22 protein-coding genes are annotated in these 22,119 nt (G+C 59.9%); 7 read left to right on the top strand and 15 right to left on the bottom strand.

Annotated elements, in window-relative coordinates; translation table 11 throughout:
- Nucleotides 1-2 precede the first annotated feature (2 nt).
- The 6 genes from tauC to ASD70_RS19650 form a co-directional block, all read right to left on the bottom strand.
- Nucleotides 3-839, bottom strand: coding sequence for a taurine ABC transporter permease TauC (gene tauC / locus ASD70_RS19675; protein ID WP_046070415.1), 837 nt, complete (start codon nt 837-839; stop codon nt 3-5).
- Complete coding sequence (gene tauB, locus ASD70_RS19670; RefSeq protein ID WP_056847217.1) at nt 836-1,615, bottom strand: taurine ABC transporter ATP-binding subunit; 780 nt, start codon at nt 1,613-1,615, stop codon at nt 836-838. Before tauB ends, tauC begins: the two co-directional genes overlap by 4 nt.
- A 17-nt stretch (nt 1,616-1,632) precedes the next feature.
- Nucleotides 1,633-2,610 carry a taurine ABC transporter substrate-binding protein gene (gene tauA / locus ASD70_RS19665; RefSeq protein ID WP_056847216.1) on the bottom strand — a complete coding sequence of 326 codons (978 nt, stop codon included), beginning with the start codon at nt 2,608-2,610 and terminating at the stop codon, nt 1,633-1,635.
- A gap of 222 nt (nt 2,611-2,832) precedes the next feature.
- A complete protein-coding gene (gshA, locus tag ASD70_RS19660; protein WP_056847215.1) occupies nt 2,833-4,416 on the bottom strand; it encodes a glutamate--cysteine ligase in 1,584 nt (527 codons plus the stop codon).
- A 214-nt stretch (nt 4,417-4,630) separates the two neighbouring features.
- Nucleotides 4,631-5,014, bottom strand: a complete 384-nt coding sequence (locus ASD70_RS19655; RefSeq protein WP_056847214.1) for a PaaI family thioesterase — start codon at nt 5,012-5,014, stop codon at nt 4,631-4,633.
- Nucleotides 5,014-7,338 carry a Tex family protein gene (locus ASD70_RS19650; RefSeq protein WP_056847213.1) on the bottom strand — a complete coding sequence of 775 codons (2,325 nt, stop codon included), beginning with the start codon at nt 7,336-7,338 and terminating at the stop codon, nt 5,014-5,016. Before ASD70_RS19650 ends, ASD70_RS19655 begins: the two co-directional genes overlap by 1 nt.
- Before the next feature lie 357 nt (nt 7,339-7,695).
- Here ASD70_RS19650 and ompR point away from each other — a divergent pair, with 357 nt between their 5' ends.
- Together ompR and ASD70_RS19640 are read left to right on the top strand one after the other, a co-directional pair.
- Nucleotides 7,696-8,436: an osmolarity response regulator transcription factor OmpR gene (gene ompR / locus ASD70_RS19645; protein WP_043047388.1), complete on the top strand. Its 741-nt coding sequence runs from the start codon at nt 7,696-7,698 to the stop codon at nt 8,434-8,436.
- 117 nt (nt 8,437-8,553) lie between these two features.
- Nucleotides 8,554-9,867 carry an ATP-binding protein gene (locus ASD70_RS19640; RefSeq protein ID WP_043047387.1) on the top strand — a complete coding sequence of 438 codons (1,314 nt, stop codon included), beginning with the start codon at nt 8,554-8,556 and terminating at the stop codon, nt 9,865-9,867.
- 75 nt (nt 9,868-9,942) lie between these two features.
- Here ASD70_RS19640 and rimK read toward each other — a convergent pair whose 3' ends face one another.
- Genes rimK through rimA form a run of 3 tightly spaced genes read right to left on the bottom strand, consistent with a single transcriptional unit; the run spans nt 9,943 to nt 12,120 of the window.
- On the bottom strand, nt 9,943-10,848 hold the full coding sequence (rimK, locus tag ASD70_RS19635; RefSeq protein WP_003187674.1) for a 30S ribosomal protein S6--L-glutamate ligase: 906 nt from the start codon (nt 10,846-10,848) through the stop codon (nt 9,943-9,945).
- A complete protein-coding gene (rimB, locus tag ASD70_RS19630) occupies nt 10,845-11,327 on the bottom strand; it encodes a retropepsin-like aspartic endopeptidase RimB (protein WP_043047386.1) in 483 nt (160 codons plus the stop codon). The genes rimK and rimB overlap by 4 nt, the downstream gene beginning before the upstream one ends.
- Before the next feature lie 13 nt (nt 11,328-11,340).
- Nucleotides 11,341-12,120 carry a S6 modification regulatory phosphodiesterase RimA gene (gene rimA / locus ASD70_RS19625; protein WP_046070421.1) on the bottom strand — a complete coding sequence of 260 codons (780 nt, stop codon included), beginning with the start codon at nt 12,118-12,120 and terminating at the stop codon, nt 11,341-11,343.
- A gap of 116 nt (nt 12,121-12,236) precedes the next feature.
- Here rimA and ASD70_RS19620 point away from each other — a divergent pair, with 116 nt between their 5' ends.
- On the top strand, nt 12,237-12,644 hold the full coding sequence (locus ASD70_RS19620; RefSeq protein WP_056847212.1) for an RNA-binding S4 domain-containing protein: 408 nt from the start codon (nt 12,237-12,239) through the stop codon (nt 12,642-12,644).
- A 134-nt stretch (nt 12,645-12,778) separates the two neighbouring features.
- On the opposite strand, the gene ASD70_RS19615 is transcribed toward ASD70_RS19620, so the two are convergent.
- Nucleotides 12,779-13,582, bottom strand: coding sequence for a phosphatase PAP2 family protein (locus ASD70_RS19615; protein ID WP_056847211.1), 804 nt, complete (start codon nt 13,580-13,582; stop codon nt 12,779-12,781).
- Nucleotides 13,583-13,706: 124 nt separating this feature from the next.
- Here ASD70_RS19615 and hslO point away from each other — a divergent pair, with 124 nt between their 5' ends.
- Together hslO and ASD70_RS19605 are read left to right on the top strand one after the other, a co-directional pair.
- On the top strand, nt 13,707-14,609 hold the full coding sequence (gene hslO / locus ASD70_RS19610; protein ID WP_046070424.1) for an Hsp33 family molecular chaperone HslO: 903 nt from the start codon (nt 13,707-13,709) through the stop codon (nt 14,607-14,609).
- 179 nt (nt 14,610-14,788) lie between these two features.
- Entirely contained in the window at nt 14,789-16,330 is a 1,542-nt protein-coding gene (locus ASD70_RS19605; RefSeq protein WP_043047381.1) for a phosphoenolpyruvate carboxykinase, read from the top strand.
- Nucleotides 16,331-16,387: 57 nt separating this feature from the next.
- On the opposite strand, the gene ASD70_RS19600 is transcribed toward ASD70_RS19605, so the two are convergent.
- From ASD70_RS19600 to ASD70_RS28525, 4 genes are all read right to left on the bottom strand, one after another.
- Nucleotides 16,388-17,251, bottom strand: a complete 864-nt coding sequence (locus tag ASD70_RS19600; protein WP_236708724.1) for a DMT family transporter — start codon at nt 17,249-17,251, stop codon at nt 16,388-16,390.
- 160 nt (nt 17,252-17,411) lie between these two features.
- The gene (locus tag ASD70_RS19595; protein WP_056847209.1) at nt 17,412-17,768 is read right to left on the bottom strand and encodes a DUF1493 family protein; all 357 of its coding nucleotides are present in this window, start codon (nt 17,766-17,768) and stop codon (nt 17,412-17,414) included.
- 111 nt (nt 17,769-17,879) lie between these two features.
- Nucleotides 17,880-18,479 carry a putative adenosine monophosphate-protein transferase Fic gene (locus tag ASD70_RS19590; RefSeq protein ID WP_056847208.1) on the bottom strand — a complete coding sequence of 200 codons (600 nt, stop codon included), beginning with the start codon at nt 18,477-18,479 and terminating at the stop codon, nt 17,880-17,882.
- Nucleotides 18,479-18,649 (bottom strand): YhfG family protein, encoded by a 171-nt coding sequence (locus tag ASD70_RS28525; protein WP_003187692.1) that lies wholly within the window; start codon nt 18,647-18,649, stop codon nt 18,479-18,481. Before ASD70_RS28525 ends, ASD70_RS19590 begins: the two co-directional genes overlap by 1 nt.
- A 267-nt stretch (nt 18,650-18,916) precedes the next feature.
- Between ASD70_RS28525 and ASD70_RS19585 the strand changes: the two genes are divergently transcribed.
- Both ASD70_RS19585 and ASD70_RS19580 read left to right on the top strand, forming a co-directional pair.
- Entirely contained in the window at nt 18,917-20,854 is a 1,938-nt protein-coding gene (locus ASD70_RS19585; protein ID WP_056847207.1) for a RecQ family ATP-dependent DNA helicase, read from the top strand.
- A gap of 12 nt (nt 20,855-20,866) precedes the next feature.
- Nucleotides 20,867-21,298 carry an acyl-CoA thioesterase gene (locus ASD70_RS19580; RefSeq protein WP_056847206.1) on the top strand — a complete coding sequence of 144 codons (432 nt, stop codon included), beginning with the start codon at nt 20,867-20,869 and terminating at the stop codon, nt 21,296-21,298.
- Between the two features lie 67 nt (nt 21,299-21,365).
- Here the strand turns inward: ASD70_RS19580 and ASD70_RS19575 are convergent, their stop codons facing one another.
- Nucleotides 21,366-21,851 (bottom strand): glycine zipper domain-containing protein, encoded by a 486-nt coding sequence (locus ASD70_RS19575; protein WP_046070431.1) that lies wholly within the window; start codon nt 21,849-21,851, stop codon nt 21,366-21,368.
- Nucleotides 21,852-22,119: the final 268 nt, after the last annotated feature.

The raw sequence follows: 22,119 nt of genomic DNA, 5'->3' as shown, positions 1-22,119 counted from the left end.
ACTTAGTGTGCCTGGCCGTGCCATGGCACTAATTTACGCTGCAGGGCGCGCAGGCCCATTTCCATGGCAAAGGCGATCAGTGCGATGACCAGGATCCCCAGCACCACCACATCGGTGACCAGAAACTGCGCCGCCGACTGCACCATGAAGCCCAAGCCGCTGGTGGCTGCAATCAGCTCGGCGGCGACCAGGGTCGACCAACCCACACCCAGGCCGATACGTACCCCGGTGAGGATGTCGGGCAAGGCGCTGGGCAGGATCACATGGCGAATCAGTTGTGCACGGGTGGCGCCCAACGACTGAGCGGCCCGCAGCTTGGCCGGGTCGACGGTACGCACGCCGGTTGCAGTGGCGATGGCAATCGGGGCGAAGATCGCCAGGTAGATCAGCAGCACCTTGGACAGCTCGCCAATGCCGCACCAGATCACGATCAGCGGCAGATAGGCCAGGGGCGGAATCGGCCGGTAGAACTCGATCAGCGGATCGAGAATGCCACGGGCGATACGGTTGGCACCGATGGCAATGCCCACCGGAACGGCGGTCAGCACCGCAAAGCCCAGGCCCAGGCCGATACGGCTGAGGCTCGCGCCCAGGTGCTGCCACAAGGTGGAATCCATGTAGCCGGTGGTCGCCAGTAGCCAGCCTTTTTGCAGCACGGCGGACGGTGGCGGCAGGAACAGAGGTTCGATCAAGCCCGTGGCGGTCACCGCCCACCAGAGGGCGAGCAGGGCGACCAGGGTCAGGACGCTGATCCAACGCGTGCTCAGGCTGCGGCGTACCGGGACAGTGGCGTGCGCCACCGGCTTGCTGGCCGTGGCGGGAAGTTCGTAGCTGCTCATGCATACACCTGCCGTTGGGAGAACACCTTGCCCAATACGTGCTCGCGGGTTTCGATAAAGCGCGGGTCGGACTTGATCGCCCGCGCCGACTCCCCAGCGGCATAGCGTCGGCCGAAATCCAGCTGCAGGCGTTCGACGATCTGGCCGGGGTTGGGTGCCAGCAGGATCAGGTCCGTGGCGAGGAACACCGCTTCTTCAATGTCATGGGTAATCAGGAATACCGGCTTGGCGGTGCGACGCCAGACTTGCAGCAGCAGCTCTTGCATCTGTTCGCGGGTGAAGGCATCCAGGGCGCCGAAGGGCTCGTCCATCAGCAATACCCGCGGGTCTGCCGCCAAGGCACGAGCCAGGCCGACGCGTTGCTTCTGGCCACCGGAGAGTTGCCAGATGCGGCGGCTGTCGAAGCCGGCCAGGTCTACCAGAGCGAGCATTTCACGGGCGCGGACTTCGCGCTGCGCCTTGGGCACGCCGGCCAGTTCGAGGCCGAAAGCCACATTGGCGAGCACGTCCTGCCAGGGCAGCAAGGCATCGTCTTGGAAAACCACGCCGCGTTCGGCGCTGGGGCCTTTGACCGGCACACCGTCAAGGGTGATGCGCCCGGCAGACGGTTCGACGAAACCGGCAATCAGGTTCAACAGCGACGTCTTGCCACTGCCGGACGGGCCGAGAGCGACCAGCAGTTGCTGGGGCCCGAGGTCCAGGGATATGTCAGACAGTACCGGTTCCGGGGCGCCTGGGTACTGTGCGCTGATGCGCTCCAGTTGTAGCAAGGCCATCGCGATCAACTCCTGAATCAGTGGGTGATGAACTGGGCGCTGACGTAAGGGGCGTAGTCCGGCAGCACGGCGTCGACCTTGTTTTGTTCCTTGAGGAACGCAGCGGTGTCGGTGAGGGCCTGGATGGTCGGTGCGCCCAGCAGGGTGACCTGGTCAGCGGCCAGCGGGTAGACGTTGCCTTGCAGCAGCAAGGGGATATCGCTGGGCTTGGCGCCTGAGAGTTTCACCAGCTTGTCGACGTTGCCTGTGTCAGCGAGCCAGGCTTGTGGGTCTTTGCGGTAGGCGGCGTAGGCATCCAGGGTGACCTTGGCGAAGGCGGTGACGATGTCCGGGTGCTTCTCGGCGAAGTCTTTGCGCACAATCCAGGCATCGAAAGTCGGCGCACCGAACTTGGCCAGCTCGCCAGAGGTGATCAGCACCTTGCCGTTTTCCTTGGCTACGCCCAGGGCGGGGTCCCACACGTAGGTGGCGTCGATATCACCGCGCTTCCAGGCGGCGATGATGGCCGGCGGCGCGAGGTTGAGGATGGTGACTTTGGCCGGGTCGATGTTCCAGTGTTTCAGCGCGGCCAACAGGCTGTAGTGGCCGGTAGAAACGAAGGGTACGGCGATCTTTTTGCCGATCAGGTCCTGGGGGCTGTTGATCCCTGAACCGTTACGCGCCACCAGTGCTTCGGCGCCGCCGATCTGGGTGGCGACCAGGAAGGTTTGCACCGGCACCTTACGGGTTATCGCGGCGGTCAGCGGGCTGGAACCGAGGTAGCCGATCTGCACGTCGCCGGAGGCGATAGCGGCAATGATGTCGGCGCCATTGTCGAATTTGCGCCAGTCGATCTTGGCATGGGTGGCTTTTTCATAGGCGCCGTCGGCTTGGGCGACTTTGGCCGGGTCGACGGTGGTCTGATAAGCAATGGTCACGTCCGCCGCCTGGGCAAACAGGCTGGCACCGGCCAGGGATAACGCGGCCAACAGGCGCAGAGGGGTCAGCAGTTTCAAGGGGAAGCTCCTCAATCAGGCGGCCGAGGTTCGGCGTGTGAGGAGACTAAATGATCTAAGAACTACAAAATAAATAACTTTTTCGAATTAGCTTATGAAGCAAATTCTGCGCATGCGAGGGACCAATGTGGGAGGGGGCTTGCTCCCGATAGCGGAATGACAGTCACTGGATGATTGACTGAAAGACCGCCATCGGAAGCAAGCCCCCTCCCACACAAGCCATCAGTTGCTGATGGCGAGGATACTGGCCTGGTACGACCCGACAAACACATCGAAATCGCCCACTTCGTTCTGCTCCAGCTCCGCCTGCTGTGCCAGCGATGTGCGGGCCTGCTCTTCGAAGCGCGCCTGCTCTTGGGCAGCCAACGGCTCACGGCGGAAGTACTCGGCATGCACCTCGCTCTGATGCAGGGAGAATTGCGCAAAACTCTCCTTGCGCTCGGCCATCGCCGCCAGCACCTGGGCCGAAGGCGTCAGGGACGAATCCTTGACCTTGGCCAACTGGGCATCCAGCGCCTCGCTGTGTTCGGTGATGCCGTGACTCTCATCGAGCAGGGCGGCCAGTGGGGCAATCTTCTCCAGCAACTCGGCAGCCCATTCCTTCATGTCAACCGCCTGGCCTTCACGTTGCAATTGCAGGCCCGGACGGCGACCTTCCTTGACCACGCTGAGGAAGTTGGACGTGGCATTGCCACATTCGTTATTGGCAAACAGCGGGCTGTCGTTCAATGCGCAATACAGCAGGAACGCGTCGAGGAAACGCGACTCCGGCAGGTCGATACCCATCGGCAGGAACGGGTTGATATCCAGGCAGCGTACTTCGATGTACTGGATACCGCGGGCCATCAGCGCCTGGATCGGCCGCTCGCCGGTGTAGGTCACGCGCTTGGGACGGATGTTGGAGTAGTACTCGTTTTCGATCTGCAGGATGTTGGTGTTGAGCTGCACCCACTCACCATCCTTGTGCGTGCCGACTTCGACGTATGGCGCGTAGGGTGTTGCCACCGCTTCGCGCAGGCTGTCGGTGTAGCTGGCCAAGTCGTTGTAGCAGGGCGTCAGGCCGGCCTGGGCGTTGCTCTGGTAACCCAGGTCGCTCATGCGCAGGCTGGTGGCGTAGGGCAGGTACAAAGTCTCGGCGTCTAGCACTTCCAGCTGGTGCGAACGCCCGCGCAGGAAGCCGGCGTCCAGGGCCGGCGAGGCACCGAACAGGTACATCAGCAGCCAGCTGTAGCGACGGAAATTGCGGATCAGCGCGATATAGGCGGTGGACTGGTAGTCGCGGTCGGTGCCGACAAATCCTTCGGCTTCCTTGAGCAACGGCCACAGCTGTTCCGGCAGCGAGAAGTTGTAGTGGATGCCGGCGATGCACTGCATGGTCTTGCCGTAACGCAGGGCCAGGCCTTTGCGGTACACATACTTGAGCTGGCCGATATTGGAGGTGCCGTAGTAGGCGATCGGAATATCTTCCTCGGCCGGCAACGGGCACGGCATCGAGGGGCTCCACAGGTACTCGTTGCCCAGCTTGCTATAGGCAAAGCGATGGATCTTGTCCAGGCTGCCCAAGGTATCGGCCGGGTCGGGCAGGGCTGGGGTGATGAACTCCAGCAGCGATTCCGAATAGTCGGTGGTGATCTGTTCGTTGGTCAACGCAGCGCCCAGGGCTTCAGGGTGCGGCGTTTGCGCCAGGCGACCCTCGCTGGTGACGCGCAGGCATTCACGCTCGATGCCGTGCAAGCACTGCTCTAGCAGGGAGAGGTGTTCGCGCTTGCCGAGCAGGGCCAGGCGGCGGTTGAGAAGTTCGCTCAAGTTGGATTCCTTCACGCGTCAGTCGCCCCAATATGGGGGTGGGCAGGACGGTCTACAAGGGTGAAGTTGAAACTGGCGTGATCGCCTGGTTCTGAGTCGATTTAACCCGCTCTGAATATGCCTACTTCACTCCATGAATTGGGCTACAGCGCAGCGAGAAAATTCCGACGCTGTTATCGCAGCGCCGAAATTAACTCAAATCGAGGGTGGGGAGCTATAGGACAGCGAACGTGCCCTGCGCTTTTGCGACAAGTCTTTCGCCCTGGTACACGTCGGCTTCTACCACTAACGTGCGCCGCCCGGTGTGGATCACCCGGCTGGTGCACAGCACCTCACCGTCTTCCACGGCGCGGATATAGTTGATCTTGCATTCGATGGTGGCGCTCTGCTGGTCGAAACCATGGGCGCTGGAACAGGCCAGGCCCATCGTGATGTCCACCAGGCTGAAAATCGCCCCGCCATGGAGCTTGCCTGCACGGTTGCGCAGGTGCGGCTCCAGGGTCAGGGCCACCTCGGCAACGCCTTCATCCAGGCGTTGCAGGCGGCAGCCGATCAGCTCGCTGAACGCGCTCTGGGTCAAACCGGCCGGGATTTGCATCAGCGTTTCTTCAGCTGTTTGGCGTTGGCAAACAACGATGCCATGGCATTGTTGCTCGGCGCGGCCGTCGCGGTTTCCTTGCGTGGCGCGTTGTTCTGCGACTGGCGCGGTGCCGAGCCCGGACGCGCGCCACGGGCGCCGTCGATTTTCTCGCCAGGGGTGTCGCTCATGCGCATCGACAGGCCGACGCGCTTGCGCGGGATGTCGACTTCCATGACCTTGACCTTGACCACATCGCCGGCTTTCACCGCTTCGCGCGGGTCCTTGATGAATTTCTCCGAAAGCGCGGAGATATGCACCAATCCGTCCTGATGCACACCGATATCCACGAAAGCGCCGAAGTTGGTCACGTTGGTCACCACGCCTTCTAGGATCATGCCCGGTTGCAGGTCCTTGAGGTCTTCGACACCGTCCTGGAACTCAGCGGTCTTGAACTCCGGGCGTGGGTCGCGTCCAGGTTTTTCCAGCTCTTGCAGGATGTCGGTGATGGTCGGCACGCCGAAGGTTTCGTCGGTGTACTTCTTCGGGTCCAGGCGCTTGAGGAACGCGGCATCGCCGATCAGCGAACGGATATCGCGATCGGTCTCGGCGGCAATGCGCTGCACCAGGGGGTAGGCTTCCGGGTGAACTGCCGAGGCATCCAGCGGGTTGTCGCCATTCATCACGCGCAGGAAGCCGGCTGCCTGTTCGAAGGTTTTTTCACCCAGGCGTGCGACTTTTTTCAGCGCGGCGCGGGTTTTGAACGCGCCGTTCTCGTCACGGTGGCTGACGATGTTCTGCGCCAGGGTTGCGTTGAGGCCGGAAATGCGCGCCAGCAGCGCCACGGAGGCGGTGTTCACGTCCACGCCCACGGCGTTTACACAGTCTTCCACGACCGCATCCAGGCCGCGCGCCAGTTTCAGCTGCGACACGTCGTGCTGGTACTGGCCGACACCGATGGATTTAGGGTCGATCTTCACCAATTCGGCCAATGGGTCTTGCAGGCGACGGGCGATGGAGACGGCGCCACGGATCGACACGTCGAGGTCCGGGAATTCCTTGGAAGCCAGCTCCGACGCCGAGTACACCGAAGCGCCTGCCTCGGAGACCATGACCTTGGTCATCTTCATGGCTGGGTATTTCTTGATCAGTTCGGCGGCCAGCTTGTCGGTTTCACGGCTGGCGGTGCCGTTGCCGATGGCGATCAGGTCCACCGCGTGCTTGGCGCACAGGGCTGCAAGGATCGCCAGGGTCTGGTCCCATTTGTTATGTGGCACGTGGGGGTACACGGTGGCGTGGTCCAGCAGCTTGCCGGTGGCGTCGACCACAGCGACCTTGCAACCGGTACGCAGGCCCGGGTCAAGGCCCAACGTGGCACGCGGGCCGGCCGGTGCAGCCAGCAGCAGGTCGTGCAGGTTGTGGGCGAACACGTTGATCGCCTCGGTTTCAGCGCCGTCGCGCAGTTCGCCGAGCAGGTCGGTTTCCAGGTGAGTATAGAGCTTGACCTTCCAGGTCCAGCGCACGACTTCACCGAGCCACTTGTCCGCAGGACGGTTCTGATTTTGGATGCCGAATTGTTGAGCGATCATGCCTTCGCACGGGTGCATGGCGCCCGGTAGCTCGTCGCCGACTTTCAGCGAGGAGCTGAGAATACCTTCGTTGCGACCGCGGAAAATCGCCAGGGCGCGGTGGGACGGCATGCTTTTGAGCGGTTCGTCGTGCTCGAAGTAGTCGCGGAATTTGGCGCCTTCTTCCTCTTTGCCGGCGATAACACGGGCGCTGAGGATGGCTTCCTGCTTCAGGTAGGTACGCAGTTTTTCCAGGAGGCTGGCGTTTTCGGCGAAGCGCTCCATCAGGATGTACTTGGCGCCTTCGAGGGCGGCCTTGACGTCGGCGACGCCTTTTTCAGCGTCGATGAAGCGAGCGGCTTCGCTTTCCGGCGTCAGCGACGGATCGTCGAACAGGCCATCGGCCAAATCACCGAGACCGGCTTCCAGGGCGATTTGACCCTTTGTACGACGTTTCTGTTTATACGGCAGGTAAAGGTCTTCTAGGCGGGTCTTGGTGTCCGCCAGCTTGATGTCGCGTTCCAGTTGAGGGGTCAGCTTGCCCTGTTCCTCGATGCTGGCGAGGATGCTGATACGCCGTTCGTCGAGTTCTCGCAGGTAGCGCAGGCGCTCTTCCAGGTGCCGCAGTTGGGTATCGTCGAGGCTGCCGGTCACTTCCTTTCGGTAACGGGCGATGAAAGGCACCGTGGAGCCTTCATCCAGTAGAGCGACGGCCGCTTCGACCTGTTGTGGGCGTACACCGAGTTCCTCGGCGATGCGGCTGTTGATGCTGTCCATATAACCACCTGAAATTCTTAAAATCAGCTCGCCAGCCCGTAAAAACAAGGCCCGGCAAGGCTGGTTGAGCGGCCCGACTGGCGCCGCTGCCTGGGTCAAGAGGCTGCCTATTGACCCTCGAAATCGAAAAAGTCACGACAAGCGGGTAAAAAAAGCCCGGCAGCAAACGGTAACGATCTGACGTTGCCCTGCACGGAGGCGCCGCATTATAACCAGCGTTCTGCCTTTGGGGGCTACTGCGCCGCAGGTGTTAGGGCGTGGGTTCGCTGGCAGTAGATGAAAAATCTGCTAACAATGCACACGGTGCGTATAACGGCAGCTACGCCATAATGCGCGCCGAGATAAGAGGAGCATCCAATGAGCAGCACCGCACAAACTGCTGAAGGCGAAAAAATTCTCATCGTTGATGACGATCCGGGGCTGAGCAGCCTCCTGGAGCGGTTCTTCAACTCCAAGGGCTACCGTGCCCGCGCGGTGCCGAACACCGAGCAGATGGATCGCCTGCTGGGGCGTGAAGTGTTCAACCTGGTCGTACTCGACCTGATGTTGCCCGGCGAAGACGGCCTCACTGCCTGCAAGCGCCTGCGCGGTGCGAACAACCTGATTCCGATCATCATGCTCACCGCCAAGGGCGATGAGCTGAGTCGTATCAAGGGCCTTGAGCTGGGCGCTGACGACTACCTGGCCAAGCCGTTCAACCCTGACGAGCTGATGGCGCGGGTCAAGGCTGTATTGCGTCGCCAGGCAGCACCTGTGCCGGGTGCACCGGGCAGCGAAGACGAAAGTGTCACCTTTGGCGACTACGAGCTGTCCCTGGCCACCCGTGAGCTCAAGCGCGGCGAAGAAGTGCACATGCTCACCACCGGCGAATTCGCAGTGCTCAAGGCCTTGGTGATGAACGCTCGCCAGCCGCTGACCCGTGACAAGCTGATGAATCTTGCCCGTGGTCGGGAGTGGGACGCTCTGGAGCGTTCCATCGACGTACAGATCTCCCGACTGCGCCGGATGATCGAGCCGGACCCGTCCAAGCCGCGGTACATCCAGACGGTGTGGGGTGTGGGTTATGTGTTCGTGCCGGATGGCACCGCTACCAAGTGACCGATGATTTGCAGGGGCGGGTATCCTGACGTTTGACTCCATGAGGGTCGACGGGATGCCCGGCGTCTGCAATTCTGCGAGCGCCGTTCGTTTCTGCAAGGTGTGCAGCTTTCATCTATGAAAACCCCGCTGTGGTTCCCGCAAAGTTTCTTTTCCCGCACCCTTTGGCTGGTGCTGATCGTCGTTCTGTTTTCCAAGGCGCTCACGCTGGTTTATCTGTTGATGAACGAAGACGTGCTGGTGGATCGGCAGTACAGCCATGGCGTCGCCCTGACGTTGCGTGGTTATTGGGCTGTAGACCCTGAGAACCGAGAAAAAGTGGCCAAGGCGTCGACCTTGACCCGGGTTGATGGTGCCGGCGTGCCGGAAGGCGAGCAACATTGGCCTTACAGCGAGATCTACCAGCGCCAGATGCAGGCCGAACTCGGAGCCGATACCGAGGTGCGCCTGCGTATGCATGTTTCGCCTGCACTGTGGGTACGAGCGCCGAGCCTGGGGGATGCCTGGATCAAGGTTCCGCTGTACCCGCACCCGCTGCGTGGGCAGAAGATCTGGAACGTATTGGGATGGTTCCTGGCCATCGGCTTGCTTTCAACCGCGTCCGCGTGGATTTTCGTCCGTCAGCTCAACCAGCCTCTCAAGCGCCTGGTGTTTGCCGCCCGCCAATTAGGCCAGGGGCGCAGCGTGCGCCTGCCGGTCAGCGACACGCCCAGTGAAATGACCGAGGTGTACGGCGCCTTCAACCAGATGGCGGAAGATGTCGAACAGGCTGGGCGCGAGCGGGAGCTGATGCTGGCGGGGGTGTCCCATGACTTGCGTACGCCGTTGACGCGACTGCGCTTGTCCCTGGAGTTGATGGGCGACCATACCGACCTGACCGATGACATGGTCCGTGACATCGAGGACATGGACGCCATTCTCGACCAGTTCCTGGCGTTTATCCGCGATGGGCGTGATGAGGTGGTGGAAGAAGTCGACCTGACGGACCTGGTGCGTGAGGTGGTTGCGCCCTATAACCAGAACGGCGAGCAGGTGCGCATGCGCCTGGAGCCGATCCAGCCATTCGCATTGCGCCGGGTGTCGATGAAGCGCCTGCTTAACAACCTGATCGGCAATGCCTTGCATCATGCCGGTTCCGATGTGGAAGTGGCAGCGTATGTATCCGGTGACAGTACTGCACCTTACGTAGTGCTGAGTGTGATGGACCGCGGCGCGGGGATCGACCCGGCTGAACTTGAGGGAATCTTCAACCCCTTTACCCGTGGCGACCGTGCCCGGGGCGGCAAGGGCACGGGCTTGGGCCTGGCGATTGTACGGCGAATTGCCTCGATGCATGGCGGTAATGTGGAGCTGCGCAACCGTGAAGAAGGCGGGTTAGAGGCGCGGGTGCGCTTGCCGCTTGGGCTGATGTTGCCTAGGGATGCGGTCTGACTGGTGACATAAATCAAATGTGGGAGGGGCAAGCCCCCTCCCACATTGGTTTTATGTTGGGCCTAAAATAGGTTTTTAGCCTTTGCCCTTGGTCCGAGTCATATTCGGCCCGCCGTTCTTCTCCAGATGCTGAATGATGATCCCCGCCACATCCTTGCCGGTGGTGGTCTCTATCCCTTCCAGGCCCGGCGAGGAATTCACTTCCATCACCAGCGGCCCATGGTTGGAGCGCAGGATATCCACCCCCGCTACACTCAAACCCATCACCTTGGCCGCCCGTAGCGCAGTCATGCGTTCTTCCGGGGTGATCTTGATCAGGCTGGCGCTGCCGCCACGGTGCAGGTTGGAGCGGAACTCACCGGGCTTGGCCTGGCGCTTCATGGCTGCAATCACCTTGTCGCCCACCACGAAGCAGCGGATATCCGCACCGCCGGCTTCCTTGATGTATTCCTGCACCATGATGTTCTGCTTGAGGCCCATGAATGCCTCGATGACTGACTCCGCCGCCGTCGCAGTTTCACATAGCACTACGCCGATGCCCTGGGTGCCTTCCAGCACCTTGATCACCAGCGGCGCGCCGTTGACCATCTCGATCAGGTCGGGAATGTCATCCGGGGAGTGGGCAAAGCCTGTGACTGGCAGGCCAATACCCCGGCGTGACAGCAATTGCAGCGAACGCAGCTTGTCCCGTGAGCGTGCAATGGCCACGGATTCATTCAGGGGAAATACCCCCATCATTTCAAACTGGCGCAATACCGCGCAGCCATAAAACGTCACCGAGGCGCCGATACGCGGGATCACCGCATCGAAGCCTTCCAGGGGTTTGCCCCGGTAGTGGATCTGCGGTTTGTGGCTGGCAATGTTCATGTAGGCACGCAACGTGTCGATCACCACCATTTCATGGCCACGTTCGGTGCCGGCCTCGACCAGGCGGCGGGTGGAATACAGACGCGGGTTTCGCGACAGCACAGCAATCTTCATGCAGCACCTGGGGCAGAAATAGTGGAGACCGGGAACACCGGCTTGTCTTGAACGTACTTGACGCCGGGGCTGACCACCAATTGGCCGTCAATCAAGGCTTTGGAACCGAGCAGCAGGCGATAGCGCATGGCCTTGCGGCAGGCGAGGGTGAACTCCACCCGCCACACCCGATCGCCCAGCGCCAGGGTGGTACTGATCACGTAGCGCACCTGCGCATGACCGTTGGAGCTCTTGATGGTTTTCATCGTCACCAGGGGCGCTTCGCAGCGGCGGTGACGCAACTGCACCACGCTGCCAAGGTGCGCGGTAAAGCGCACCCACTGTTCACCGTCGCGCTCGAAGGGCTCGATATCGGTGGCGTGCAGGCTTGAGGTGCTGGCACCGGTGTCGATCTTCGCGCGCAGGCCAGCCACTCCCAGGTCGGGTAGTGCCACCCACTCACGCAGACCCACAACGGTCAAATGGTCAAATGTCTTCAATATGGGTAACCGGTTAATTCGCCCATGCCTGAGGAGAGACCTCGGCCAAGGCTTTGAATGCGGGCCTGGCGAACCAGTAGCCCTGCATCAGAAATATTCCGCAGTCGGACAGGAAGTCGCGCTCGCCGGCACTTTCGATGCCCTCGGCGATGACAGTAACCCCCAACTGCTCACAGATTGTGACAATCCCCTGGACGATCACCTGGCGGACACGGTCCTGGTCGACATCGCGGATCAGTGCCATGTCGAGCTTGATCAAGTCAGGTTGGAAATCGGCCAGCAGATTAAGCCCCGAATAGCCCGCGCCGAAATCGTCGATGGCGGTCATGAAGCCGAATTCGCGGTATTCACGCAGAATATTGGTCAAATGGCGATAGTTATCTACGTGCTCGTGTTCCAGGGTCTCGAAGATCAGCCGATCCAGAGGAAAGTTATGCGCCCGCGCCGCCTCCAAAGTGCTGCGAATACACAGTTCAGGCCGGTATACGGCATTCGGCATGAAATTGATGGACAGGCGGGTTTGCATTCCCAAGGCAGAAGCCCCGGCGATAGCCTCGGTGCGGCAGCGCTGGTCGAAGCGATACCGGTTGCTTTCATTGACCCGCTCCAGCACCGACAGTGCGCCTTCGCCATGCGTGCCTCGCACCAGGGCTTCGTGGGCGAAAATAGAATGATCGCGAAGGTCTACGATAGGCTGGTAGGCGAAAGCGAAATCAAAGCCCAGGGGCTCGCTTTGCTGGCAACCCACGCACCGCTGGCCAGGCGAGGTGAGTGAAACGGGAAAGTCGGTCACAGCGGATCCTCGCGAAATCAGGGTACTACCTGGCGTATCTTAGGTGAGCCTTGGGGTTTATGCGTCGAAGGGTTTCAACGGTAAAGTTGCGACATTTTTCAGAGCGAGGAATTCAAGTGGCTCAAAAGCAAGAAGAGGAAGAAAAGGTCCGGCTGGACAAGTGGTTATGGGCGGCGCGGTTCTATAAGACTCGGGCCCTGGCCAAGGCCGCTATCGAGAGTGGCAAGGTGCACCATCGAGGCGAGCGCTGCAAGCCGGGCAAAGAGCCGCGTATCGGTGATGAGTTTCAGATTCGTACAGGTTTTGATGAAAAGACTGTCGTGGTGCAGGCGCTTTCTGCCGTACGCCGTGGGGCACCCGAAGCGCAGGCGCTGTACACCGAAACCGAAGCGAGTATCGCCAAGCGCGAAAACGCCGCGGCCATGCGCAAGGCCGGGGCGACCGGCATGACCACCGATGGCAAGCCAAGCAAGAAGCAGCGCCGCGATCTATTCAAGTTCCGCGGCAGCGGCAACGACGATTGATTACGAATCTCCTGCCGGCAGCGGATCAAAATGTGGGAGGGGGCTTGCTCCCGATAGCAGAGTGTCAGCCAATACACTTGTGACTGAGCCACTGCAAATCGGGAGCAAGCCCCCTCCCACATTAACCCGCGCATTTAAGGAGCGGTGCGTATGACGCTCAATCGCCCGATCACCGGCAGTTTGCCCAGCAACCTGAACACCGGCGCAGTTACCCGCAACAGGAACCCCGACACCTTCGCGGCAAACGGCGTGTAATACCCCCACCCCAGCGCCAACAGCGCCAGCAGCACCCCACCGATATAATCGTCCTGGCCCCAGTGTGCGCCGGCAACCAGTCGCGGCGTCATGAACAACAGCGCCAGGCCCCAGATCACCAGCACCTGGCTGACGCGCTTGGCAAACACCGTCATGAACATGCCCCAGATCAACAGCACCGAAGCGTGATCGCCGGGGAAGCTCTGGCTTGAGCGGTCCTTCAACTCCCAGGTTTTTTCCAGCCCAGGGAAAAAATCACTCATTTGAATCGCGCCGCTGATCACCATCGACGGGCTGCTGTGTTGCCAGTCCATGTGGGCCGCGAGCTTGGAGAACAGCATGCGGATAAACAGCAACAGCAGCAGGATGCCGAGGAAGCCAAAAAACGCCTGGCGTACCTGTACGGCCTTGAACACCCAATCGCCGCGAATCAGCAACGCCAGCAAAATCACGCCGACCACCGCATCAAATGGCCGCAGGCTGGCCACGGCCCACACATGCAGCCAGGTCGAGCTGGTCGCCAGCGGGTCATTAAGCAGATGAAACAGCCACTCGTCGAAAATCACACAGAGCATCTGGCCCGTGGGCCACAGCCAAAAACACAGCAGCCCGATAGCGAGTAGATTGCAAAGAGCCCATCGCCGGAGGTTCCAGTTGGCTTGGAACAAACCCGGATTGTTCATAAACTGTCCCTCATCGCTCTATTAAGCTCCTTGTTTTCAGGAGAAGTCGCACCAACATGGTGCTAAAGCGTTTAATTTTATAAACCTTGTAATCATTTTGTCATCACTTCAGATACCCAGACCTATGACCGATCTACCGGATACCGACTTCACCCAACGCTTTATCTTCGATGAGAGCGACGCCCGCGGCGAGATGGTCTCGTTGGAGCGCAGCTATGCCGAAGTCCTCGCTAAACATGCCTATCCGGAGCCGGTCGCGCAGTTGCTCGGTGAGCTGATGGCCGCTGCGGCGCTGCTGGTTGGCACGATGAAGTTCGACGGCTTGCTGATCTTGCAGGCTCGCTCCGAAGGGCCGATCCCCATGCTGATGATCGAGTGCTCCAGCGAGCGCGAAATCCGCGGCCTGGCCCGATATGAAGCTGACCAGATCGCTGCGGACGCCACCCTGGCCGACCTGATGCCCAATGGCGTACTGGCCCTCACTGTCGACCCGACCGAAGGCCAGCGCTACCAGGGCATCGTCGACCTTGATGGCAAAACCCTGTCGGAATGCTTCACCAACTACTTCGTGATGTCCCAGCAAGTGGGCACCAAGTTCTGGCTTAACGCAGACGGCAAGCGCTCCCGTGGCTTGCTGGTGCAACAACTGCCGGCCGACCGCATCAAGGATGACGATGATCGCGCTGAAAGCTGGCGGCATATCATCGCCCTGGCCGACACGTTGAAGGCCGAAGAGCTGCTGGGCCTGGACAACGAAACCATCCTGCACCGCCTGTACCACGAAGAGGCCGTGCGCCTGTTCGATGCACAGGGGCTGCGCTTCAATTGCAGTTGCTCGCGCGAGCGTTCGGCCAATGCCTTGGTCAGCCTGGGCCTGGAAGATGCGCAAAACCTGGTGGTGGAACACGGCGGCCATATCGAGATCGACTGCCAGTTCTGCAACGAGCGTTATCTGTTCGATGCCGCGGATGTAGCCCAATTATTCGCCGGAGCAGGTATCGACACCCCTTCCGACACCCGCCACTAAAACGTTTAAGCACAGGTAAATTACCTGTCGAATGCCGGATTAGAGGCGTTCTGACGGGAGGGCCCTACTCTTTTTGGGCTTTTCTGGCATAATCCGGCCCACTTTTTTCGCGGTAGTAGTGCGCAACTTTCTACTACAAAACGTTTGGAGCACTCGGCCATAGGCCGACGGGGAACCTCATGACGCAAGCCAATAACGCCGTATACACCGATCTGAGTGTTGACGATCTGGTCAAAGAAGCCCTGCAGCGCGGTGAAGGCGTGCTTGCCGATACTGGCGCACTGGTCGTAGAAACCGGTCATCGTACCGGGCGTTCGCCGGTTGACCGTTTCATCGTTGAAGAGCCTTCCACCCAGGACGCCATTGCCTGGGGCCCGATCAACCGCAAGTTCCCGGCCGACAAGTTCGATGCCCTCTGGGCTCGCGTCGAGGCGTTCAACAACGCGCAAGAGCATTTTGTGTCCCACGTGCATGTAGGTGCTTCCGAAGACCACTACCTGGCCGTGAAAATGACCACCCAGACTGCCTGGCAGAACCTGTTCGGTCGTTGCCTGTTCATCAACCCGGCCCAGTACAACCCGGCCGGTCGTGAAGAGTGGCAAGTGCTCAACGTGGCCAACTTCGAGTGCGTGCCAGAGCGTGACGGCACCAACTCCGACGGTTGCGTGATCCTCAACTTCGCCCAGAAAAAAGTGCTGATCGCCGGCATGCGTTACGCCGGTGAAATGAAAAAGGCCATGTTCTCGGTGCAGAACTTCCTGCTGCCGGCCTCCGACGTATTGCCGATGCACTGCGCCGCCAACATTGGCGAAGCAGGCGACGTGACCCTGTTCTTCGGCCTGTCCGGCACCGGCAAGACCACCCTGTCCGCCGACGAAAGCCGTTACCTGATCGGTGACGACGAACACGGTTGGGGCGAAGGCGTGGTGTTCAACATCGAAGGCGGTTGCTATGCCAAGTGCATCGACCTGTCGGAAAAGAACGAGCCGGTTATCTGGAAAGCCATCAAGCACGGTGCCGTGCTGGAAAACGTGGTGATCGACGATGCCAAGCACGCCGACTACGCGGACGTCAGCCTGACCCAGAACAGCCGTGCCGCCTACCCGCTGGAGCACGTTGCCAAGCGTTCCGAGAAGAACCTGGGCGGCGAGCCAAACGCAGTGATCTTCCTGACCTGCGACCTGACCGGCGTACTGCCGCCAGTGTCGATCCTCAGCGAAGAACAAGCGGCCTACCACTTCCTGTCCGGCTACACCGCACTGGTGGGCTCGACTGAAATGGGTTCCGGCAGCGGTATCAAGTCGACCTTCTCCACCTGCTTCGGCGCGCCGTTCTTCCCACGCCCGGCTGGCGAATACGCAGAGCTTTTGATCAAGCGTATCCGTGGTTTCGGCTCCAAGGTCTACCTGGTCAACACCGGCTGGACCGGCGGCGGCTACGGCGTTGGCAAGCGCTTCAACATCCCGACTACTCGCGGCGTGATCGCCGCGATCCAGAGCGGCGCGTTGATCGGTGCGCAAACCGAACACCTCGACACCATCAACCTCGACGTGCCATTGGCCGTACCGGGCGTTGAGACCGGCCTGCTGAACCCACGTAACACCTGGGCTGACAAAGCCGCCTACGACGAAGCTGCGAAAGCGCTGGCGGGCCTGTTCATCGAGAACTTCAAGAAGTTTGAAGTGAGCGATGCGATCAAGGCTGCGGGTCCTAAGTTGTAAGACTTAGCTGTTGTGAAAAAGCCGCCTCCTGTAGGCGGCTTTTTTGTACGCGCAGGGTTAATGGGCGATGTGCAGCACCACCGCGCCGACCAGCACCAGCACAACCCCGAGCACCTGTACCGCTGACAAGCGCTCCTTGAAAAATACAAAGCCCAGGATCGCCGCAATACCGCCTGACAGTGTACTGATCACCGTGACCACCGATACCGACCCTGCCATCGCGCCCCACGAAAACGCCGAGAACCCGCCGAGGTTCATCAGGCTGGCGCCGGTCAACGTCGCGCAGTTTTTCAGTGGTGGGATCTTCAGGCCGTCCTTGATCTTCAGCACCATCACCATCAGCACGCACAGGCCCACCAGGTACCCCAACCACAACATCGTTATCGGCCCCAGCGCCGGCAGTGTGTAGCGACCTTGCAGCCAGAAACTGGTGCCGTACAGCGTTGCTGCGAGCATGGCGTAGGCGATGGACAGGCGCGGGTTGTTGTGGGGCGTGCCGTTGTCCTTGTGGATGCTGGACAGGACCACCCCAAGCACGCACAGGGCGATGCAGCCCAGTTGTATCAGGCTGATGTGTTCACCGCTGGCCCAGGACAGCAGGGTGGTCACTACACCATAAGAAGTGACCAATGGCGCGACGATGGCGGCTTTGCCCAAGGCGAACGCCTTGGACAGTGCGAGGGCACCGGAAACGGTCAGCAGGGCGGCAGCGATGCCCAGGAGCCAGACGCTTAACGGCGCATCGAGGGATTTGAAAAGGTAGGTCGGGAATATGACCAGCAGCAACGTCATAATCAGAAAGCCGAGGGCTTGGCCGAAATATACCGCGCGCTTAACGCCAACGGCGCGGGCATTGAGGCCCACGAGAAAGTCCGTGCCACCCCAGAGCAGGGCGGCCAGCAGGCCCATTAATACGTCCATGTAAAATCCTTGTTATGCATACCGCTCACCAGATTAACGCAGAACCAATATGGGAGGGGGCTTGCTCCCGATAGCGGTGGGTCAGCTATAGATAAGCTGACTGATTCACCGCCATCGGGAGCAAGCCCCCTCCCTCATTGGTATCTCAGTGCTCTTGGGATCAGCTCAGGTTTTCCAAGGTCTGCGTGTCCCACCTGTGGGTCTTGATCGCCAGGTAGAGCATACCGATGGTCAGCGGGACTTTGTCGCCACGGCCCTTGGCGCGTCGCTTCAAGAATACGTCGAACACCGGCGGCTGAAAGTAACGATAAGCGTCGTAGTCGCTTAGGTCGACCCCGAAATCCTGTTCCAGCGCATCCATGAATTGCTTGGCCTCAACGCCATCGCAAGCAAGGTCGAAGTTGAGCGAGGTTTGTAGGCTAATGGTCTTGTGTTTCGGCAGACCGATTTCTTCATGCAGCAATTGCAGCAGTTGCTGCATGACAGGGTCTTCGGGGAAGTTGGGGGCCAGGTTCATGGTGGGGTGCGTAGGAGTGGGTGAGGGGGCTGTCGCGTTCAGGTGGTCAGTGGCTTAGAAGTGAGGTTGTTCTCGAGCAATAAACAGATAGTTTAATCGTTCGCGGTTCGATCAGGTACTGGGAGGCTTACTGATACACCGCTCAAAAATCGCCTCCAATCCCCGATAATCACACGCCACCGCATCAATATTCGCCGGTATCCATGCTGCGTGTTTCACCAACCACCAGTTCACCGAAAACCCCGCATTCACGATGATCTGTTCAAACAGGATCCGCTGTGCCCGTCCATTGCCTTCGCGGAAGGGATGGATGACATTCAGATCGCCATAAGCTTCAGCGATTTGGTGGACGAGATCGGCCTGGGATGCGCCGACATACCAATTGGCTTCCAGCATGCGTTGAATGATTTTTGCAGCTTCCGGCGGGATACGCTCCGGCGTGCAGAACAGCGTGTCACCTTTCTGGATGTTGACGCTGCGCAGTTCGCCAGCCCAGTCATAAATGTCGTCGAACAGAATGCGGTGAATGTGTTGCAGACGTTCTAGGTCGTAGGGCGGCGGAAACAGCGGAAGATTGCCTACTGAAATTTCGGATAACTCTCGCTCGGCCTGATGCAGGCGTATTTCATCGAGCAAATCGAGGCGGTTGCGCAGGACGCTGCTACCGGGGTAGCAGTACGGGTCCTGGCCCACCCCGTATTTGTCGAGCATCAGCGTGAGGTATTGCGGTATTTGGCCAGGACGGCTTCGCGGGTCGGCAGGGGCTTGTCGACATCGGTCGGTTGGGTATCGAACCCTTCCAGGCGCAGGCTGGCCAGGTAATTGGAACGGCGGATCTTGTGATAGTGATCCTGCTTTTGCTCAAACGTCAGTTCGCTCATTGCAGCGTACTCCTGGGTAGCAAGGCTGTGATTGTAGCGCAATGCTTCAGGGGGAAGGCAGTATAAAAACCAAGTCGTAACCTGTATCAAAATCCCGCCGAAGATCTTAATTCAATGTGAGTTTTCGCAATATTCCCCGTCGGCCCTGGGCCATCCCCTGCCTGTGTATCATCCTGTCTCTTATTTCCTTGCGACCTTTCTCGATTCGCCGAACTTACTGGGCTACGTTTTTAAGCCACGTTCAGCGGTCAATGGAGTGACAGCCTTATGCACGACACCCTCCAGCAGGTCTTTGGTTATCCACAGTTTCGCCTGGGCCAGGAAGAGACGGTCAGCGCCGTCCTGGCCGGGCGTTCGGCAGCAGCAATTTTCCCTACGGGGTCGGGTAAATCTTTGTGCTACCAGCTGTCGGCGGTGTTGCTGCCGCACCTGACGCTGGTGGTGTCGCCTTTACTGGCGTTGATGCAGGATCAATTGGGGTTTCTGCAGCGCCATGGCATTTCGGCAGGCAGTATCGATTCGGCCCAGAGCCGCGATGACGCCAATGATGTCATGGCTCGTGCGCGTTCGGGCGAGCTGAAAATCCTGATGATTTCCGTGGAGCGCTTGAAGAACGAGCGCTTTCGTAACTTCCTGCACAGCGTGCAGATTTCGCTGCTGGTGGTGGATGAAGCGCACTGTATCTCCGAGTGGGGCCACAACTTCCGCCCGGACTATTTGAAGCTGCCGGACTACCAGCGCCAGTTCAATATCCCACAAGCGTTGCTGCTGACGGCCACGGCGACGCCCAAGGTAATCGCCGACATGCAGGCCAAGTTCGCGATTGCCCCCGGGGATGTGGTGACCACCGGCTTCTATCGGCCCAACCTCAACCTGCTGGTGGAGCCGGTCAGCGGTCAGCACAAGCGCCGCAGGTTGGTTGAATGGATGCAGGAGCGGGCCAACCAACCGAGCATCGTCTATGTCACTTTGCAAAAAACCGCCGAGCAGATTGCCGAGCATCTGAACCGCCACGGCATTCAGGCCGAGGCTTACCACGCGGGGCTGCCCCACGATAAACGCGAGGGCATCCAGCAGCGTTTCATGGGTGGGCGTTCCAATTGCATCGTCGCAACCATCGCGTTCGGCATGGGCATCGATAAAAGCGATATCCGCAATGTGGTGCACTTCGACCTGCCAAAGTCCATCGAGAACTACAGCCAGGAAATCGGCCGTGCAGGGCGCGACGGGCAACCATCGGATTGCCTGGTGTTGGCCAATCGCGACAGCCTCAATGTGCTGGAGAACTTTGTGTATGGCGACACGCCGGAGCAAGAGGGCATTGGCCGTGTGCTCAATGACTTGCAGGCCGCACGCGGCGAAGGACAGTGGGAGTTCCTGCTCAGGTCGCTGTCCGACCACAGCAATATCCGCGAGCTGCCACTCAAGACGTTGCTGGTGCAGTTGGAACTCAAGGGCGTGATCGCGCCGCGCTACGCGTTTTATGCCGAATACCGTTTCAAGTACCTGGTCGAGCCCGACGCTTTGCTCGCACGTTTTTCCGGCGAGCGGCAGCAGTTTGTCGCGGCGATCATCCAGGTGTGCAAGCGTGCGAAAACCTGGGCAACGGTGGATTTCGACGCGCTGTATCAACAGCACAATGCCGAGCGCAGTCGGGTGGTGAAGGCGCTGGATTACTTCCAGGAACAGGGCCTGATCGAGCTGGAAAGCAAGCAGATGACCGAGGTCTACAGTTTGCTCGACACCGATTTCGATCCGGTGGTGTTGAGCGCCGAGTTATACACAGGCTTCAAGCAGCATGAAGTGACGGAGGTGGCGCGGATTCACGCCATGCTCGACCTGTTCGCCACCGAATACTGCCTGGGGCAACGCCTGGCGCAGTACTTCGGTGATGAAAACGCTCCCCAGCGTTGTGGGCATTGTTCGGTGTGCCACGGCCATGTCGCGTATCTGCCGCCTCCGCCAAGCCTGCCGCCTCTTGTGGATAAAAGTTTTATGGGGCTGTGCGGTGGTTTTATCCACAGGCATCATGAGCACACTGGCGAGCTACCCGGTGCCGAGCGGCTGACGCGATTTCTCGGTGGTATCAGCGTGCCGTTGTTTACCAAGTTGAAGGCGCGGGGCATTCCCGGTTTTGCCGCGCTGGAGGACTACCCCTACGCCGAAGTGCGCGACTGGGCCCACGCTCAATTAGACCTACTCTGACGAGACTTGCCGATGCCTGACTCAACGCCCCTGCGCGCCGATTACCGCTACTTCCAGCCAATCACCACGCGCTGGCATGACAACGATGCCTATGGGCATGTGAACAACGTCACCTACTACAGCTTTTTCGATACGGCGGTGAATACCTACCTGATCGAACAGGGCGGGTTGGATATTCACGACGGTGAGGTGGTGGGGTTCGTGGTGAGTTCGGCGTGCGATTATTTTGCGTCGATTGCATTTCCCGAGCGCATTGAAATCGGCATGCGAGTGGGCAAGCTGGGTAATAGTTCGGTGCAGTATGAGCTGGCGGTGTTCAAGGCCGGCGAAGAAGAGGCCTGTGCGGCGGGGCGCTTTGTGCATGTGTTTGTGGATCGGGCGTCGAACCAGCCCGTGCCGATACCGGGGATCTTGCGCGAGGCGTTGCAGCGACTGGTGGTTTGACCTTGCGGCACCCGATGTGGGAGGGGGCTTGCTCCTCCCACATTAGTACTGCGGTGCTCTTCAGAGCTTACCGATGACGGTAGTGATGCTTGTTCTTGCGATGCCCGTAGGCATGGCCGCGGCCTGGGTGGCCATCGCGGTAGTAACGACGGTCGTCACGGTCGCGATCGCGATAACGGCGGTCGTCACGATCACTGTCGTTACCCATGTAGTTGCCCAATGCGCCACCTGCGCCACCGCCGGCCGCTGAGCCGATCAGTGCGCCGGTGCTGCCGCCGACACTGCGGCCCACGACGTTGCCACCGGCTGCGCCCAATGCGCCGCCAATGGCGGCTTCGCCTCGGCTACGCTTATCGGCACCGACTGCACTGCCGCCCGCGCCGCCCAGGGCTGCGCCAATGGTCGAGCCGGTGTTGCCGCCCAGCTGCTGGCCGACAACAGAACCTAGAACCCCGCCCAATGCGCCGCCTACACCGGCTTCGGTGGTGCCACCGGCCATGGCTGCGCCACTGACCAGGCCAAGGGACAACAAGAGAATCGAGGAGAACTTCATTCAGGGAAACCTCAAGGGGATGACGGCGCGATCCTGAGGTTGTATCGAGACGCTGACAATCGAAATCCGACCGGCGGCAGAGGTTGTATACAATTTGCTAAGTTACTGTTTTTTATCGGGAACTTAAGTTGTTTTTACAGGTCTTTAGTTACTTCGGGACGGCCGCTTTTATGCAAAAGCGGCCTTTTTTGTGCCCGCAGAATCTGTCGTGACTGCGCTGGCCTCAAGTCCCCCTTCCATATTTGAAATGCATTCCAAGTGTGGGAGG

This window comes from Pseudomonas sp. Root569 (genome assembly GCF_001427465.1).
GTDB lineage: Bacteria > Pseudomonadota > Gammaproteobacteria > Pseudomonadales > Pseudomonadaceae > Aquipseudomonas > Aquipseudomonas synxantha.
This window is presented reverse-complemented; position numbering and strand designations above follow the sequence as displayed.

Coding starts and splice junctions, on each gene's coding strand:
- tauC (WP_046070415.1), bottom strand. CDS start 839: ATGAGCAGCTACGAACTTCCCGCCACGGCCAGCAAGCCGGTGGCGCAC.
- tauB (WP_056847217.1), bottom strand. CDS start 1,615: ATGGCCTTGCTACAACTGGAGCGCATCAGCGCACAGTACCCAGGCGCC.
- ASD70_RS19655 (WP_056847214.1), bottom strand. CDS start 5,014: ATGCAAATCCCGGCCGGTTTGACCCAGAGCGCGTTCAGCGAGCTGATC.
- ASD70_RS19650 (WP_056847213.1), bottom strand. CDS start 7,338: ATGGACAGCATCAACAGCCGCATCGCCGAGGAACTCGGTGTACGCCCA.
- ompR (WP_043047388.1), top strand. CDS start 7,696: ATGAGCAGCACCGCACAAACTGCTGAAGGCGAAAAAATTCTCATCGTT.
- ASD70_RS19640 (WP_043047387.1), top strand. CDS start 8,554: ATGAAAACCCCGCTGTGGTTCCCGCAAAGTTTCTTTTCCCGCACCCTT.
- rimK (WP_003187674.1), bottom strand. CDS start 10,848: ATGAAGATTGCTGTGCTGTCGCGAAACCCGCGTCTGTATTCCACCCGC.
- ASD70_RS19615 (WP_056847211.1), bottom strand. CDS start 13,582: ATGAACAATCCGGGTTTGTTCCAAGCCAACTGGAACCTCCGGCGATGG.
- hslO (WP_046070424.1), top strand. CDS start 13,707: ATGACCGATCTACCGGATACCGACTTCACCCAACGCTTTATCTTCGAT.
- ASD70_RS19605 (WP_043047381.1), top strand. CDS start 14,789: ATGACGCAAGCCAATAACGCCGTATACACCGATCTGAGTGTTGACGAT.
- ASD70_RS19600 (WP_236708724.1), bottom strand. CDS start 17,251: ATGGACGTATTAATGGGCCTGCTGGCCGCCCTGCTCTGGGGTGGCACG.
- ASD70_RS19595 (WP_056847209.1), bottom strand. CDS start 17,768: ATGAACCTGGCCCCCAACTTCCCCGAAGACCCTGTCATGCAGCAACTG.
- ASD70_RS19590 (WP_056847208.1), bottom strand. CDS start 18,479: ATGCTCGACAAATACGGGGTGGGCCAGGACCCGTACTGCTACCCCGGT.
- ASD70_RS28525 (WP_003187692.1), bottom strand. CDS start 18,649: ATGAGCGAACTGACGTTTGAGCAAAAGCAGGATCACTATCACAAGATC.
- ASD70_RS19585 (WP_056847207.1), top strand. CDS start 18,917: ATGCACGACACCCTCCAGCAGGTCTTTGGTTATCCACAGTTTCGCCTG.
- ASD70_RS19580 (WP_056847206.1), top strand. CDS start 20,867: ATGCCTGACTCAACGCCCCTGCGCGCCGATTACCGCTACTTCCAGCCA.
- ASD70_RS19575 (WP_046070431.1), bottom strand. CDS start 21,851: ATGAAGTTCTCCTCGATTCTCTTGTTGTCCCTTGGCCTGGTCAGTGGC.